We start from the raw sequence: 15,173 nt of genomic DNA, 5'->3' as shown, positions 1-15,173 counted from the left end.
TCCTATCGAAAACCGGGAGAGTCACATGAACAAAGGCGTGTCGTTGTACAAACTGGGGATGATCGGGCTGCTGATGCTGCTCTTGTTGATCCCGCTGATGATGATCAACGGGATCATTCAGGACCGGCAGAGTCGGCGCAACGTTGTGATCCACGACATCGCTCGCAGTTCCAGTTATAGCCAGCAACTGACCGGCCCCGTGCTGATCGTGCCGTATCGCAGGACCGTTCAGGCGTCTCGCCGCAGCGAGGTCACGCAACAGCGTTACGAAGAGCCTGTCGAAGAGCGAGGGCGGCTGTATTTTCTCCCCGATGAATTCACCCTCAACGGCAAGGTGCAGACCGAGGTGCGCGCTCGGGGTATTTACGAGGCGCGGCTCTACCATGCGACCAACACGATCGCGGGCAATTTCGTTTTGCCTGAACGTTTCGGGTTAGGCGACGAATACAAGAATTACCATTTCGACGAGCCGTTCCTGGCGGTGGGTATCAGCGATGTTCGTGGCATCGAAAATGATCTGAAGCTGAACCTTGACGGCAAGACATTCGATTTCGTGCCGGGCACCGATGTTCCGCTGCTCGGCGAAGGCGTCAGGGTCATGCTGCCGACAGAAAACGGCGCCGAAAAGACGACGCTGAAGTTCACATTCGACCTGCGCCTGCAAGGCACCGGGCAGCTCCAGGTCACGCCCGTCGGCAAATCCAGCCGCGTGGAGCTTTCTGCGGATTGGCCGCACCCCAGCTTCATCGGCAATTTCCTGCCCAGCGCTCGCAACGTGTCCGACACAAATTTCAATGCCACTTGGGAAACCTCATTCTTCTCAACCAACTTGCAGGACATTCTTAATCGCTGCCCGGCGTCGAAAATCTGCACTGAGCTCACGTCACGCAGCTTTGGCGTCAGCTTCATCTCGCCGGTCGATCAATACCTCAAGGCAGATCGCTCGATCAAATACGCGCTGCTGTTCATCGCCCTGACGTTTGCCTGTTTCCTGCTGTTCGAAGTGCTCAAGGGGCTGGCCGTGCACCCGGTTCAATACGCCCTGGTCGGTGCGGCGCTGGCGCTGTTTTACCTGTTGCTGTTGTCGCTGTCGGAGCACATCGGCTTTGGAGTCGCCTATCTGATCTCGGCAACGGTCTGCGTCGCGCTCATCAGCTTTTATGTCTCCCACGTGCTGGGTAGCGTGGCGCATGGGACGGGGTTCGGCATTGGGCTGGGCACGTTGTACGCGCTGCTTTATGGGTTGCTCAGCGCCGAGGATTACGCACTGCTGATGGGCTCGTTGCTGCTGTTCGGCTTGTTGGTGGTGTTCATGGTGCTGACCCGCAAACTTGATTGGTACGCCATCGCTCAGCGACCGGCCAAACCCGTCGTAGCCTCCTCGGAGGTGGCCCAATGAGTCACTGGCTAGGGTTGCGGGAGGATCAGCGGATGGGCCGTGGGCTTTCCAGGGAAATCGGCCGTTGGCTGACGCTGGATATCTGTGGGAGTGAATGTACACGCGAGAGGCGGGGACATCCGACGGGTTTGCGTGGACCCCACCTTACTTCGCGAATGAATTCGCTGCCACAGGGTCCGCTTGAGCTGCAGAAAGACTAAGCGGGTGGCTGGGTCTCCAGCATCGATGGACGCTGGCTGACCTCGTAATACCAGCTGGCCAGGCGGGGATAGGTGCTGCGCCAGCCCAGGTCGGGTTGGCGGAAGTCCAGATAGCCCAACCCGCTGGCGAGGCTGATCGACGCGATGTCGAAACGCGCACTCAGCTCAGTTACCGCTTCGGTTTCGAAATAGGAAAGCGATCGGGCGATTTTTTCGCTCTGGTTTTCGAGCCAGTCATTCCACTGTTTCTCCTCGGGGCGAAGAAAGGTCTCGTAGCGGATCAATACAGCTGCGTCGAGAATCGCGTCGGCCAGTGACGCCAGTGTCAAGCGTCGCCAGCGCGACGGGCCTTCGCGGGGGATCAGCGGGTTACCGACGTGTTGATGGTCCAGATAGTCGAGGATCACCCGGCTGTCGTGGATGACATTGTCGTCAGCGAGGACCAGCGCGGGGATTTTGCCGGAAGGGTTGTCGTGACACACCTCGGCATTGGGATTGACGGGCGTGACATTGACCGGTTTGAGGTGGACTCTCCCTGTCTGTCCCGTTTCGTGGAGCAGAATCAGCACCTTGCGCGAGAACGGCGAGGCCGGGTTGAAATACAGCGTCATGCTGGGGGACATGGACATTCCTCTGAGCGAACTGGCCCTAAGACTAGTCAGGGCCAGTGCCCCGCGCAATGTTCGACCGGGTTTCGCTGGATCGGCAGTCAAGCCCGTCGCCGCACCATCAATCCCTTGAGGCTTAACCAGGCCGGAATGCCCATGCCGACCCATGACAGCACGTCCCACGCGCCATCACCCATCAGCGCGGCGAACAGGCCGGCGGCGGTGAGCGCGGCGATCCATGTCGGTTTGGCGAAAGTCTTCCAGAACCCCGAATGCTTCCTCTGCCGGGTCATGCTGCCTCCACTGCCTGACGAACATTGGCCGTTGTCGCCGCTTTACGCCGCACCCACCACAGGTACACGCCGCTGCCCAGCACGATGATGGTCAGCACATCCAGCACGCCCCACAGGATTTTCATCGGCATGCCGCCGTAATCGCCGAAGTGGAGCGGTTGCGACAGCAGTAGCGCGTCCATGTACCACGGGCTACTGACGATGGCCGTGACGGTCAGGTCTTTCGCGTCGATCAGCACGGGTGTCAGCAAGTGCGAGGTCAGGTGCGTGTCGCCCTTCATGAACACTGAGTAGTGGTGCTCGCTGGAAAAGCGCGAGCCGGGAAACGCGATAAACGAAGGCTCAGCGCCCGGCACCGTGGTCTTGGCGATGTCCAGTAAGCGCGTGGCGGGTGCGCGGTCGGTCAGCGGCGGGGCGTCCTTGTAGGGCGCGACCATCGCGGCGAGTGAGTCGTTGCGCCATTGCGCGATCACCAGGTCTGCGCAGGCGTTGAGCACGCCGGTGATGCCGACCACGGTGGCCCACGTCAGGGTCACTACACCAATGAGGTTGTGCAGATCGAGCCAGCGCACGCGCGTCGATTTGTTCGGGCGCACGGTGGCGAAATCCAGTCGGCGCATGAACGGCGCATACAGCACTACGCCTGAAATAATCGCTAATACAAAAAGCAGCCCCATGAAGGCGAGTAGCAGCTTTCCGGGCAGCCCGGCGTACATGTCCACATGCAAACGCAGCATCACCATCATGAAACCGCCGTTGGCTGACGGTGTTTCAACCGCTTCGCCGGTGCGGGCGTCGAGCATGAAAGTATGGGTATCGTTGGGGTCGCCACCCGCTGTCTTGCCCATGTACGCATAGATGCCGTTGGGCTCGTCTTCGTCCCAGCCGAAGTATTGGACGACCTCGCCGGGGCGATGGGCTTCGGCGGCTTTTACCAGTTGCTGGAGGTCCATGCGCGGCGTATCGGCGGGCATTTCCTTGATTTCAGGGGCATCGCCGAGCAGGTGATCGATCTCATGATGAAACACCAGCGGCAGGCCGGTGATCGACAGCATCAGCAGAAACAGCGTGCAAATCAGGCTGCTCCACGTGTGGATGAACGACCAGCGGCGGATGGTTTGGCTCTTCATGGGGCGGGTACCGGGTTTAAGCGAAAGCAAAAGGGCCGCTGTTGCGAGCGGCCCTTGTTGTACAGTTTCGAGAGTTTAAACGATTACCATTTGTAGTCCACGCTTGCGAGCACGCTGCGGCGATCACCGAAGTAGCAATAGAAGCCGTCGCACGTGGAAATGTATTCCTTGTCGAACACGTTGTTCGCGTTCACCGAGACGCTCACGCCTTTGAGGGAGTTGCTCATGCGACCGAGGTCGTAGTGAACGGCGGCGTCATAAACGGTGTACGCATTGCTGTGACCGTAGTTCGAGTCAGCAACGAAGCCGTAGCTGCCAATGGCAATGTTGTCGGTTTCGCCGATGTAGCGTGCACCGAAGCCCAGACCGAAGCCGTCGAGCAGCCCGGTATGCCAGGTGTAGTCGCCCCAGATGGAAGCAGCGTTTTCAGGCGTCAGCGGCAGTGGACGGTTCTTGTCCAGCGGATCGGTAACTTTGGTCATCTTGCTGTTGGCGTAGGTGTACGACGCGGTCACTTTCAGGTTGTCGGTGACGTTACCGACGGCTTCCAGTTCGAAACCCCGTACTTTCGCTTCACCCAGAGGACGCTGCACGCCCAGTGTGTCGCTCAGCACGATGTCGCGACGGGTCAGGTCGTAAGCAGCGGCTGTGAACAGCAGGTCGGTGCCCGGAGGCTGGTACTTGATCCCCGCTTCGTACTGCTTGCCAGTGCCCGGCTTGAAGGCGTTGCCATTGGCGCCACCTTGTTCTGCCTGGAACGACTCGGCGTAGGAAACGTAAGGAGTAAAGCCCGAGTCGAAGACATAGCTCAGTGCCGCGTTGCCGGTGAAGGCGCTGTCGGTGCGGTCATCAGACTGATTGGTGTTGTAGAACTTGGACTCGGTCTTGAGCAGGTCTTGACGACCGCCCAGGGTCAGGCGCCAGTTGTCCAGGGCCATCTGGTCCTGAAAGTAGGCACCGACGTCGTCCGTTTTCTGGTTGTAGTTCTGGAACGCCGTGTAAGCGACTTTGCTGAAGTCCTGACCATAGATCGGCGTGATGATGTTGCTGTTTGGCGCGCTGCCGAACAACCACTTGTAGTTGTGGTTGATGCGCTGGTAATCCAGCCCCAGCAGCAAGGTGTGCTTGAGCGCGCCAGTGTCGAAGTCAGCCTGGAAGTTGTTGTCCAGCGCAAACTGGCTCATGTCTTCGTTCACGACGTTGGCGCCGCGGGAAAGTGTGCCGTCGTCCGCCACCGAGCCGAAGAAGCCGCCTGCGGTAATGGTGTGGAATTCCAGATCACTTTTCGTGTAGCGCAGGTTTTGCTTGAACTGCCAGACGTCGTTCAGGCGCGTTTCGAAGGCATAACCCAGTGCGTAATAGGTTTTGTCGTAGTTTTCCCAGTGCGGATCGCCCAGGTTCTCGTGGTATTTCACATGACCGGCGGCCGACGGGTATTTGGTGCCCTGGATCGGCAAGAACTGGCTGGTGCTGCCGGTATCGTCGCGGTTGAACTGGCTGAGGAACGTCAGCTTGGTGTCCGGGTTGATGTTCCACGTCAGGCTCGGCGCAATGTTGTAGCGCTTGTCGTCAATGTGATCGACGGTCGTGCCGCTGTCGCGGACCACACCGCTGACGCGGTATTCAAACGTGTCCGCGTCGTCGATTTTGCCGGTGCTGTCGAAGCTGATCTGCTTGCGGTTGTAGCTGCCGACCTGAGCCTGAATCTCATGGCTGGCTTCAGCTTGCGGGCGACGACTGACCATGTCGATCATGCCGCCCGGAGGCGTTTGGCCGTAAACCGAAGAGGCCGGGCCGCGCAGCACGGCAACGCGCTCCAGGTCCCAGGTTTCCATTTTCGGCATGACGTAGGCGCCTTTCGGCAGCGGCAGGCCATCGAGGAACTGGGTCGGCTCGAAACCGCGGATTTTCAGCCATTCTGCGCGGCTGTCGCTGCCGTAGCTGCTGGCGACCACCCCCGGCATGTAACGCACGGCGTCGTCGAGGTTTTGAACGGCGCGGTCCTGCATTTGCTGGCGCGTGGCAACGGAGATAGAACGCGGTGCCTCGGCCAGCGCGGTATCCGTTTTGGTGCCCGCAGCGGTGCGAGTGGCGGCATAACCCTCAGCCGGACCCCATGCGCTTTCAAACCCGTCCTGGCGACCTTGAATGCTGGTTTCCGGAAGCGCCATCACGCCTTCTGGCGCGGCGATCACGCTGTACGTGCCCGCTGACGTCTGGCTCAGTTGCAGGCCCGTGCCACGCAACGCCTGGGCCATGGCGCCCGGCGCATCGAACTGACCCTGAACCGGCGCCGACGTGCGACCCGCTGCCAGCGACGGGTCCAGCGACAGCGCGACGCCCGCCTGGCTGGCAATCTGGGTCAGAGTCGTGGACAGCGATGCCGCAGGCAGGTTGTACGGACGAACGCTGGACGCCTGCGAGGCGGCCATGACGTGCGTGCTTGCCAACGGAACGGTCAGAGCAACGGCGACAGCCAACAAGCTCGGTCGCAGAAGGGTTTGAAGCGTGCGGGACATGGGCGGCTCCTGAGTGGAATTGTTCTCAATGCCTATGTGCCGCACGAGATTTCAAAAGTGATAGGGCCGAATCGAAAATAATTTAGATTTACAATTTCGCAGGTTCACCAGGTGTACAAAGGCTAAGCCCTGTGAAAGCGAATTGCCTTTGACCTACAGCTTGCGGGTCTGCCTCGCATCATTGGCCACCACCGTCACCCACCAGTGCGTGCGCGCTTCGATGGCCACGGGCAGGGTGGGCATCAGGGCCTTCAGGGCGAGGTCGGTGTCGTTCAGCGGGAAGCTGCCGGTGATTCTCAGATCAGCCACTTCCGGCGCCACGCTCAAAAAACCTGCCCTGTATCGGCCAATTTCCGCGATGACGTCCTTGAGCGCGGCGTTGTCCACCACGAGCATGCCGCGCATCCACGCGTCTGCACCGGGCGCAATCGCGACCATCGGCCCCAGGCTGTGGCGCTGGATCAGCATTTGCTGACCCTCACGCAAAATCATCTCGTTGTCGGACGCCTGGGGATGAGCCGCCACGGCGGATTGCAGCACGCTCACCAAGGTGCCGTCGTCCCGGCGCTTGACCAGAAATTTCGTACCCAGCGCCCGCATCTGGCCTTCGTCGGTTTCGACGATAAAAGGCCGTGGGTCTTCGTGGCTGCCGGTTTCGACGAAGATTTCGCCTTCCTGAAGAATGACCCGACGTTGTTTGGCGTCGAACTTCACGTCCAAAGCGCTATGGGTGTTGAGTCGAATGAGAGTGTTGTCTGAAAGCCGAATGGTGCGCTGCTCGCCGGTCGCGGTGCGTTGGTCCGCCAGCCAATAATTCATCGGTAAAAAGCGGTCCCCCAAGAACAGCGTCAAACCAAGAGCAAGGACAAAACCCGCTACCCCGCGACCGACTTTGCGCATCTGTCGGCCAACGCCTTCACGCGAACGCAGAAGCGCCGAACGGGCAGGCCCGGTGGCGCGTACGAATCGCTGATCGAGCATGCCCAGTTGCGACCATGCCCGGGCGTGTTCTTCGCTGGCGGCGTACCATTTGGCAAACTCTTCCCGCTCGGCTTCGCTGCCTTGTCCGCAGTCCAGGCAAAGCTGCCAGGCGATCGCGGCGTCCAGCACGTGCGATGAAACCGGGCGCGTCGGAATGCTCATGTCGGCTCGCCATAGAGGGCGACATAGCACTGACGCATGCCTTGGGCGAGGTATTGCCGGACGCGAGGGATGGAGACCCCCACTTTCTCAGCAATTTCTGCGTGGCTCAGGCCATCCAGACGGTTATAGAGGAACGCTGCCCGCGCCTTGCTCGACAGCTTGCCGAGCATGCGGTCGATGGCTTTGAGGTCTTCGAGGATCAGTTGCTGGTCTTCGAGCGAAGGGTGTTCGGCTTCGGGAATCAGCATCAACTCACTGAGGTAGGCCTGTTCCAGCGCTGCACGTCGGAAGTAATCGAACAGCAGACCCTTGGCGACCTGCACGAGAAATGCCCTGGGTTCGCGCGGCACTTCCAGTTGCTCGCGCCCCAGAAGGCGAATGAAGGTGTCCTGGCTCAAGTCCTCGGCACGGTGCGGGCAGGCGACGTTGCGCTTCAGCCAGGCCAGCAACCAGCTGCGATGGTCGCGATAGAGCGTTCCGACAAGCTGATGTTGAGGACTTTGGAGTGACGACACGTACGCACCGAAGAGAACAAAGTAACTAACGAGAATTATTCGCGATTGTGTCAGAGCGCGTCGGTGCTGGCAATTGGCGCCGAGCGGATTGGGCTAAACGGTTGCTGTAGGAAATGGCGAGAGAGGATGTGCGAAACGAACGGTAGGAGCGAACTCATTCGCGAGGCGGTGGTACATCCAGACCTTCTCTATCGTCTGAAGTATCTTTCGCGAATGAATTCGCTCCCACAGGGGGAGCAACGATGCGGCGGTGGTTGCTGTAGGAAATGGCGAGAGAGGATGTGCGAAACGAACTGTAGGAGCGAATTCATTCGCAAGGCGGTGGTAGATCCGACCTTCTTTATCGTCTGAAACATCTTTCGCGAATGAATTCGCTCTCACAGGGAAGCACCTGTTCAGCCAGGCGACGTGTTCTCACTCAAAAAGAATGCGACTGCTGCCGACGCCGCCACTTCGCCAGACCTTGCTCAAGCAGCAATGGACTGTCCATTTCCTGCCGTCGCGCATGGCTCATCAGGATCAGCGCCAGTTCGGCCGTGACGAGCGCGTCGGCACTGGCGTGATGGCGCTCCTCGGCATGCAGTCCGAAAAAGCCGGTCCAGTCGTCCAGCCCCGCCTGCCGCAAACAGGCTTGGGGACAAAGCAGGGGTGCGATGTCCGCCACGTCTAAAAACGGGTGCTGCAGCTTGTAGCCGAGGCTTTCCTTTAATGCGCGCCCGAGCATGTGCTGGTCGAAGGGCGCATGAAACGCCAGCATTGGGCTGTCTCCCACGAAGTCCATGAAATCCAGCAGTGCTTCGACCGGCTCGCTGCCCGCCGCAATCGCACTCGGCCCCAAACCGTGGATCAACACGCTGGGACTGAGTTTGTGATCGGGGCGCAGCAGGGTGCGCTCGAATTGCTGACCCAGGTCGATGGCGCCGTCTTCGATCACCACCGCGCCAATCGACAGCACTTCGTCGCGGCTCATGTTCAGGCCGCTGGTCTCAAGGTCCATCACTACCCAGCGTTGCGTGCGCAGCGAATCAGCACTCAACGCAGCAGCTCGGGGGAGGTTGCTTAACCGCTCTGTCTGTTCGGCAGTGAGATCAGGCGCCTTGGTGCGTTTGGGTGGCTTGAGCCACTGGAACAGGTTCATGGCAAGTCGCTTAGAGTTGGTAACGGAGGGTCAGACTGGATTGCAGGCGCTGTGCCTGTCGGAACGACTCGCGCAGGATGCGACGATCCAGATGATTGAGCACATCCGGGTCGATCCGGTTTGAATACGGCAGGTTTTGTCGGCTCTGCTGTTGGTGCTGCTGCATTCTGGTTTGCTGAATGAAGTGATAGGCCTCTTCATACGCCGCGCCGTCCAGGGGGTCGATCACTTCCTTCGTGACCAGTTGGCGCAGCCGTTCGAGGGTGTTGTTGGCGGCGATGCCGTTCGCCAATGCCAGCAGCCGTGCGCCGTCGACGAAGGGAGTCAGGCCTTGGGTCTTGAGGTCCAGCGTGTCCTTTTCGCTGCCTTTGCGCGCCACAACGAAATCCTTGAAGCGCCCGACTGGAGGCCGCTGGCGCAACGCGTTGTCGGCCAGCATGCGCTGGAAGAGTTTGTTGTCGGCCACTTGAGCCAGAATGCTCTGGCGCAATTGCTCGCCACCGCTTTCGTCGCCCCAGACCACCCGCAGGTCGAAATAAATGCTGGAAGACAGCAGGTTTTCCGGCGTTGCCTCGCGAATGAACGCGCCAAACCGCCGCGCCCATTCGACCCGAGACAGGCAAAGCTCGGGGTTGCTGGCCATGATCCCGCCCTTGCACAGCGCAAAGCCGCACAGCGCCAGACTCTGGTTGATGCGTTCGGCAATCGGCAGCAGACGCCCGCGTATTTCAGCGGCTTCGGCGGCGTCCTTGGCTTCGAACAGAATGCCGTTGTCCTGATCGGTGTACAGCGTCTGTTCGCGGCGGCCTTCGCTGCCGAAACACAGCCAACTGAACGGCACGCCGGGGTCGCCTTTTTCTTCCAGCGTCAGCTCGATGACCCGGCAGACCATGTGGTCGTTGAGCAGCGTGATGATCTGGGTGATCTGTGTCGACGAGGCGCCGTGGGCCAGCATGCGATCCACGAGTTGCACGATGTCGCCGCGCATGTTGCTCAGCGAATCGATACGCGGGGCGCTGCGAATGGTCCGCGCCAAGTGCACCAGGTCCACCCGTTGCAGGGAGAACAAATCGCGCTCGGAGACCACGCCGCACAGGCGCTGATCCTTGACCAGACACACATGGGCAATGTGCCGCTCGGTCATGGCAATGGCGGCGTCGAAGGCGCTGGCGTCGGGACTTAAATAGAAGGGCGCCTGGATCATGCTGTGCCGGATCGGCCCGCCGAAGTCAGCGTTCACGTCGGCGACCACTTGGCGCAAGTCGCGCAGCGTGAAAATCCCCAAGGGCGCTTTGTCTTCATCAACGATCACGATGCTGCCGACCTGTTGTTCATCCATCTGCTTCACGGCTTCGCGCAGCGGGGTGTCCGGCGAGCAGGTTACGGGGTGACGCATCGCCAATTCGCCCAGGCGGGTGTTCAACGAGTATTGCGTGCCGAGTGTTTCCACGGCCTTCTGCTTTACTTGCTGATTCACCTGTTCAAGCAAGCTGCTGACGCCCCGCAACGCAAAATCTCGAAAGACGCTGGAGAGCGCGAAGAGTTTGATGAAAGCCTGTTTGTTCAGTTGCAGGCAGAACGTGTCTTCGGCCGCCAGATGCTCGGTGCGCGTGGCCCGTTCGCCCAGCAGGGCGGCGAGGGGGAAACATTCGCCGGTGGTGATTTCAAAGGTGGTTTCGGTGCCGCCCTTCGCGGAATGCGGGCGTTCCCCGACGACGCGACCCTGTTTGACGATATAGAAGTGCTCTACTGGCCCATCGCCAGGCTTGATGATGCTCTCATCCGTAGCGTAGAAACGCAGCTGGCACTGTTCCACCAGATAGGCAAGGTGGGCGCTTTCCATCTGATTGAATGGCGGGAATTTTTGCAGGAACTGCATCGTGCCGTGAATGTTTTGCAGCACGGCTGTCTTGCCTGCCTGGGTGAAAGCGTCCGCTTTGCTCATGACCGATACCGCTTGTTTTTATGGCTCCATGGTCGACCGCTTATCGGGCAGTGCCCATTGGACGTAAGTCTTAGGTCGCATAAAAGGCGTTGGAGTGCGAGGGAGCGTGGTGTAAAACCGCATCACGCAGGTGGCCGAAATGGCCAGGCATGAAGCCGACAAAGTGCGCAGCGTATTCAGTCTGTTTGCGCTGTCAGAATGAAGTCGACGGGAAAATGAGACGGGTATGTTCGATCACGACATTTTGAGTGATGAAGAGCGCGAAGCCCTCAATGAGGTCATGATGGCGCCGCCATCACAATCGCCACAACGGGTATTGATCGTCGATGACGACAAGGATGCTCGGGAAATTCTTGCCGAGATCCTCAGCCTCAACGACATCAGCTGCATTACCGCCGCAGGCGGGACCAGTGCCATGCACCTGCTGCAAACCCGACCGTCCATTGCGCTGCTGATCACCGATCTGCGGATGGCGCCGTGCGACGGGCTGGATCTGATTCGACAGGTCAGGGATTCCGACCGCGCTGCCTTGCCGATCATCATCGTCTCGGGCGACGCCCATGTGCGCGACGCCATCGACGCGATGCACCTGAGTGTCGTGGATTTTCTGCTCAAGCCGATTAACACCAAGCAGCTGTTGAGGCTGGTGAAGCGGGAATTGGGGATGTCGTGAAGGTGGAGAGTTCCCTTTGTAGGCGAGAACGACTCAAGTATTGAGGTGCTGCCGGACTCTGTGGGAGCGAATTCATTCGCGAAGCAATTTCACATTCGATGGAGACGCTTCGAATGTGCCGGCCTCTCGCGAATGATTTCGCTCACAGGTTGACCTGCATTCGTCAGAGCGACCGCCTAACGATGGGAATAAAAAAGGCGGTGTGTCCTGCGACACACCGCCTTTTTGGTTTGGCGCCCTTTTACAGCCCGTTCTTCGCCTTGAACTCCCGGCGACGGCGGTGCAGCACCGGCTCGGTATAGCCGTTCGGCTGTTTTGTGCCTTCAATCACCAGTTCGACCGCTGCCTGGAAGGCGATGTTGCTGTCGAAGTCCGGTGCCAGTGGGCGGTACAGCGCATCGCTGGCGTTCTGACGGTCCACCACCGGCGCCATGCGCTTGAGGCTTTCCAGCACCTGCGCCTCGCTCACAACGCCATGACGCAGCCAGTTGGCAATGTGCTGACTGGAGATTCGCAGTGTCGCGCGGTCTTCCATCAGGCCAACGTCATTTATATCCGGCACCTTCGAGCAACCCACACCCTGATCGATCCAGCGCACCACGTAGCCGAGGATGCCCTGGGAGTTGTTGTCCAGCTCGTTCTGGATCTCCTCAGGCGTCCAGTTCGTGTTCGGCGCCAGCGGGATGGTCAGAATGTCATCGACCGACGCCGGTGCACGTTGAGCCAGTTCGGCCTGACGGGCGAACACATCGACCTTGTGATAGTGCAGCGCATGCAGGGCGGCCGCAGTTGGCGACGGGACCCATGCCGTGTTGGCACCGGCCAGCGGGTGAGCGATTTTCTGCTCCAGCATCGCGGCCATCAAATCCGGCATGGCCCACATCCCTTTACCGATTTGCGCGCGCCCTTGCAGGCCGCACTTCAAGCCAATATCGACGTTGGAGTTCTCGTAGGCACCGATCCATTTTTCAGCCTTCATCTGCGCCTTGCGCACGACGGGGCCTGCTTCCATGGAAGTGTGAATCTCGTCGCCAGTGCGGTCCAGGAAGCCGGTGTTGATGAACACCACGCGCTCGCTGGCCGCTTTGATGCACGCCTTGAGGTTCACTGTCGTACGGCGTTCCTCGTCCATGATCCCGACTTTCAGCGTGTTGCGCGGCAGGCTCAGCACATCTTCGATGCGACCGAACAGCTCGTTTGTGAATGCCACTTCTTCGGGGCCGTGCATCTTCGGTTTGACGATGTACAGCGAGCCTGCGCGGCTATTGGCGCGCGAGGTGTTGCCCTTGAGGTTGTGGATCGCCGCGAGGCTGGTCAGCAGGCCGTCGAGAATGCCTTCCGGCACCTCATTGCCCTGATTGTCGAGGATGGCGTCGATGGTCATCAGGTGACCGACGTTGCGCACGAACAGCAGCGAACGGCCGTGCAGCGTCACCGGCTCGCCTTTTGGTGAGGTGTAGACGCGGTCCGGGTTCATGGTGCGGGTAAAGCTGGCGCCGCCCTTGGTGACTTCTTCAGACAGATCGCCTTTCATCAGGCCCAGCCAATTGCGGTAGACCACGACTTTGTCGTCAGCATCGACGGCCGCGATGGAGTCTTCGCAGTCCATGATGGTGGTCAGCGCGGCTTCCATCAGCACGTCTTTGATGCCCGCTGCGTCGGTCTGGCCGACAGGGCTGGTGGCGTCGATCTGGATTTCGAAGTGCAGGCCGTTGTGCTTGAGCAGGAGGGCGGTCGGTGCCGAGGCGTCGCCCTGGAAGCCGATCAGTTGCGCGTCGTCACGCAGGCCGGTGTTGCTGCCGCCTTTCAGGCCGACGATCAAAACGCCGTCGACGATCTTATAGCTGGTGGAATCAACGTGGGAGCCCGCGGCCAGTGGCGCCGCCTCGTCCAGGAAGGCTCGGGCGAAGGCGATGACCTTGTCGCCGCGGACCTTGTTGTAGCCTTTGCCTTTTTCAGCGCCGTTGGCTTCGGAGATGGCGTCTGTGCCATACAGCGCGTCGTACAGCGAACCCCAGCGGGCGTTCGAAGCATTCAACGCGAAGCGGGCGTTCATCACCGGGACCACCAGTTGCGGGCCGGCCATGGAGGCGATTTCTTCATCGACGTTTTGCGTCGTGATCTGGAAGTCCGCCGCTTCTGGCAGCAGATAACCGATTTCCTGCAGGAACGCCTTGTAAGCAACGGCGTCGTGGACCTTGCCCGCATTGGACTGGTGCCAGGCATCGATGCGCGCCTGGAAGTCGTCACGTTTGGCGAGCAGGGCTTTGTTCTTCGGTGCCAGCTCGTGGATGAGCGCGTCGGCACCGGCCCAGAACGCCGAGGCTTCAATACCGGTTCCGGGGACGGCTTCGTTGTTCACGAAATCCAGAAGGATCTTGGCGACCTTAAGGCCACCGACTTGAACGTGTTCAGTCATTGCTTGCCTCACTCTGCTCAGCTATCCGCGCCTCTTGGCGCTTTCTTGTTAAAGCCACCGACATCGCTGCTCACCCTCGCCAGAACATGCCTTCGCAGGCGGCTGGGCGTAAGGATTGACGAGCAGGAATGCCGAGTCAGGCATCATCCCAACGTTTATGTAGTGGACGCGGCGGAATACTACATGATGAGTTGCGGCGTGAAAATCAGACTAAATATGTCACCGAACGACTGGTTTTCCGCAAATGGTCACGCTGGGGTTACATATGTTCTCAAAAAATAGGCGAATTGTTCCAGATAATTATAAAAACGGTACACAAATCGTTTCCGGAGGAAGCATTCAGGCGCTCCTCCAGCCCTTGCCTATACTTGCCGGGCAGCCGCGCAGGCGCCGAGGTTCGGCCAGCGGACACATAAAGCAGAAGGAGTTCACAGTGCATCAGCTTATCTTTACCGTCACTGCCCCGGACAAACCGGGGCTGGTCGAACAGATCGCCTCGTGCATTGCAAATCACGGTGGCAATTGGCTGGAAAGCCGTATGGCTCATTTGGCCGGTCAGTTCGCGGGCATTGTTCGCGTCGATGTGCCCGCTGAATCGCAAAATGATTTGAGGAGTGCGCTGCAGGGGCTCTCCCACGGTATTCGCGTGCAGTTCGCTGACGTCGGCGGCGAGCCTGTTTCGTACTCGAAACCCATCACTATGGAGTTGGTGGGCAATGATCGGCCGGGGATTGTTCGAGACGTGACTCGCCTGTTGAGCGAGCAGGGCGTTAACGTTGAGCGTCTGGTGACCAGCGTTGAACCGGCGCCCATGAGCAATGAAACGCTTTTCCGCGCCCAGGCACTCTTGGGTCTGCCGGTAAACCTGTCGCTCGATGCGTTGCAGGAACGGCTGGAAACACTGGCGGACGAGCTGATGGTGGAATTGAAGATCAAGTCTGACGACTGAGCCGTCGCACAGTTATCCAGTTTTTCCATGAGCCCGCCTGTGGATAAGCTGCGGATACAGGCGCACAGCCCTTGCCGGCCAACGCTTTGAGACGGTTGATCAAAAAACCAGCAAATTCAGGGGCTTGTGCACAAATAACGTGAACCAGGCTGTGGATAACCTGCGCAAAAATCGCTGTAAGCCACGGACGGCGTGGCTTACAGAGGTTTGTTTATTATTTGATCAGTTCGCGCGGGTGCTGT

General features: G+C 59.6%; 12 protein-coding genes. 3 read left to right on the top strand and 9 right to left on the bottom strand.

What is annotated here, in order from left to right:
* The first annotated feature begins 25 nt into the window (after positions 1–25).
* Positions 26–1,399, top strand: coding sequence for a cell envelope integrity protein CreD (creD, locus tag GVN17_RS12910; protein ID WP_166595659.1), 1,374 nt, complete (start codon positions 26–28; stop codon positions 1,397–1,399).
* Between the two features lie 196 nt (positions 1,400–1,595).
* Here creD and GVN17_RS12905 read toward each other — a convergent pair whose 3' ends face one another.
* The 8 genes from GVN17_RS12905 to GVN17_RS12870 all read right to left on the bottom strand — a co-directional run bounded on the left by GVN17_RS12905 (position 1,596) and on the right by GVN17_RS12870 (position 10,890).
* Positions 1,596–2,210 carry a glutathione S-transferase family protein gene (locus GVN17_RS12905; protein ID WP_166595889.1) on the bottom strand — a complete coding sequence of 205 codons (615 nt, stop codon included), beginning with the start codon at positions 2,208–2,210 and terminating at the stop codon, positions 1,596–1,598.
* A 98-nt stretch (positions 2,211–2,308) separates the two neighbouring features.
* Entirely contained in the window at positions 2,309–2,500 is a 192-nt protein-coding gene (locus tag GVN17_RS12900) for a hypothetical protein (protein ID WP_166595658.1), read from the bottom strand.
* Complete coding sequence (locus GVN17_RS12895) at positions 2,497–3,630, bottom strand: PepSY domain-containing protein (protein ID WP_166595657.1); 1,134 nt, start codon at positions 3,628–3,630, stop codon at positions 2,497–2,499. Before GVN17_RS12895 ends, GVN17_RS12900 begins: the two co-directional genes overlap by 4 nt.
* Before the next feature lie 83 nt (positions 3,631–3,713).
* Positions 3,714–6,149, bottom strand: a complete 2,436-nt coding sequence (locus GVN17_RS12890; RefSeq protein ID WP_166595656.1) for a TonB-dependent siderophore receptor — start codon at positions 6,147–6,149, stop codon at positions 3,714–3,716.
* A gap of 153 nt (positions 6,150–6,302) precedes the next feature.
* Positions 6,303–7,286, bottom strand: coding sequence for a FecR family protein (locus GVN17_RS12885; RefSeq protein WP_166595888.1), 984 nt, complete (start codon positions 7,284–7,286; stop codon positions 6,303–6,305).
* A gap of 2 nt (positions 7,287–7,288) precedes the next feature.
* Positions 7,289–7,807, bottom strand: coding sequence for an RNA polymerase sigma factor (locus GVN17_RS12880; protein ID WP_166595655.1), 519 nt, complete (start codon positions 7,805–7,807; stop codon positions 7,289–7,291).
* A gap of 418 nt (positions 7,808–8,225) precedes the next feature.
* Positions 8,226–8,945 carry a PolC-type DNA polymerase III gene (locus GVN17_RS12875; protein WP_166595654.1) on the bottom strand — a complete coding sequence of 240 codons (720 nt, stop codon included), beginning with the start codon at positions 8,943–8,945 and terminating at the stop codon, positions 8,226–8,228.
* A gap of 10 nt (positions 8,946–8,955) precedes the next feature.
* A complete protein-coding gene (locus tag GVN17_RS12870) occupies positions 8,956–10,890 on the bottom strand; it encodes a putative nucleotidyltransferase substrate binding domain-containing protein (protein ID WP_166595653.1) in 1,935 nt (644 codons plus the stop codon).
* 226 nt (positions 10,891–11,116) lie between these two features.
* Here GVN17_RS12870 and GVN17_RS12865 point away from each other — a divergent pair, with 226 nt between their 5' ends.
* The gene (locus GVN17_RS12865; RefSeq protein WP_166595652.1) at positions 11,117–11,563 is read left to right on the top strand and encodes a response regulator; all 447 of its coding nucleotides are present in this window, start codon (positions 11,117–11,119) and stop codon (positions 11,561–11,563) included.
* Positions 11,564–11,804: 241 nt separating this feature from the next.
* Here GVN17_RS12865 and GVN17_RS12860 read toward each other — a convergent pair whose 3' ends face one another.
* Complete coding sequence (locus GVN17_RS12860; RefSeq protein ID WP_166595651.1) at positions 11,805–13,982, bottom strand: malate synthase G; 2,178 nt, start codon at positions 13,980–13,982, stop codon at positions 11,805–11,807.
* 433 nt (positions 13,983–14,415) lie between these two features.
* Here GVN17_RS12860 and GVN17_RS12855 point away from each other — a divergent pair, with 433 nt between their 5' ends.
* Complete coding sequence (locus tag GVN17_RS12855) at positions 14,416–14,931, top strand: ACT domain-containing protein (protein ID WP_166595650.1); 516 nt, start codon at positions 14,416–14,418, stop codon at positions 14,929–14,931.
* The last annotated feature ends 242 nt before the right edge of the window (positions 14,932–15,173 follow it).

The organism is Pseudomonas sp. SLFW, from assembly GCF_009905615.1.
Taxonomy (GTDB): Bacteria; Pseudomonadota; Gammaproteobacteria; order Pseudomonadales; family Pseudomonadaceae; genus Aquipseudomonas; species Aquipseudomonas bambusae.
This window is presented reverse-complemented; position numbering and strand designations above follow the sequence as displayed.

Coding starts and splice junctions, on each gene's coding strand:
- creD (WP_166595659.1), top strand. CDS start 26: ATGAACAAAGGCGTGTCGTTGTACAAACTGGGGATGATCGGGCTGCTG.
- GVN17_RS12905 (WP_166595889.1), bottom strand. CDS start 2,210: ATGACGCTGTATTTCAACCCGGCCTCGCCGTTCTCGCGCAAGGTGCTG.
- GVN17_RS12900 (WP_166595658.1), bottom strand. CDS start 2,500: ATGACCCGGCAGAGGAAGCATTCGGGGTTCTGGAAGACTTTCGCCAAA.
- GVN17_RS12895 (WP_166595657.1), bottom strand. CDS start 3,630: ATGAAGAGCCAAACCATCCGCCGCTGGTCGTTCATCCACACGTGGAGC.
- GVN17_RS12890 (WP_166595656.1), bottom strand. CDS start 6,149: ATGTCCCGCACGCTTCAAACCCTTCTGCGACCGAGCTTGTTGGCTGTC.
- GVN17_RS12875 (WP_166595654.1), bottom strand. CDS start 8,945: ATGAACCTGTTCCAGTGGCTCAAGCCACCCAAACGCACCAAGGCGCCT.
- GVN17_RS12870 (WP_166595653.1), bottom strand. CDS start 10,890: ATGAGCAAAGCGGACGCTTTCACCCAGGCAGGCAAGACAGCCGTGCTG.
- GVN17_RS12865 (WP_166595652.1), top strand. CDS start 11,117: ATGTTCGATCACGACATTTTGAGTGATGAAGAGCGCGAAGCCCTCAAT.
- GVN17_RS12860 (WP_166595651.1), bottom strand. CDS start 13,982: ATGACTGAACACGTTCAAGTCGGTGGCCTTAAGGTCGCCAAGATCCTT.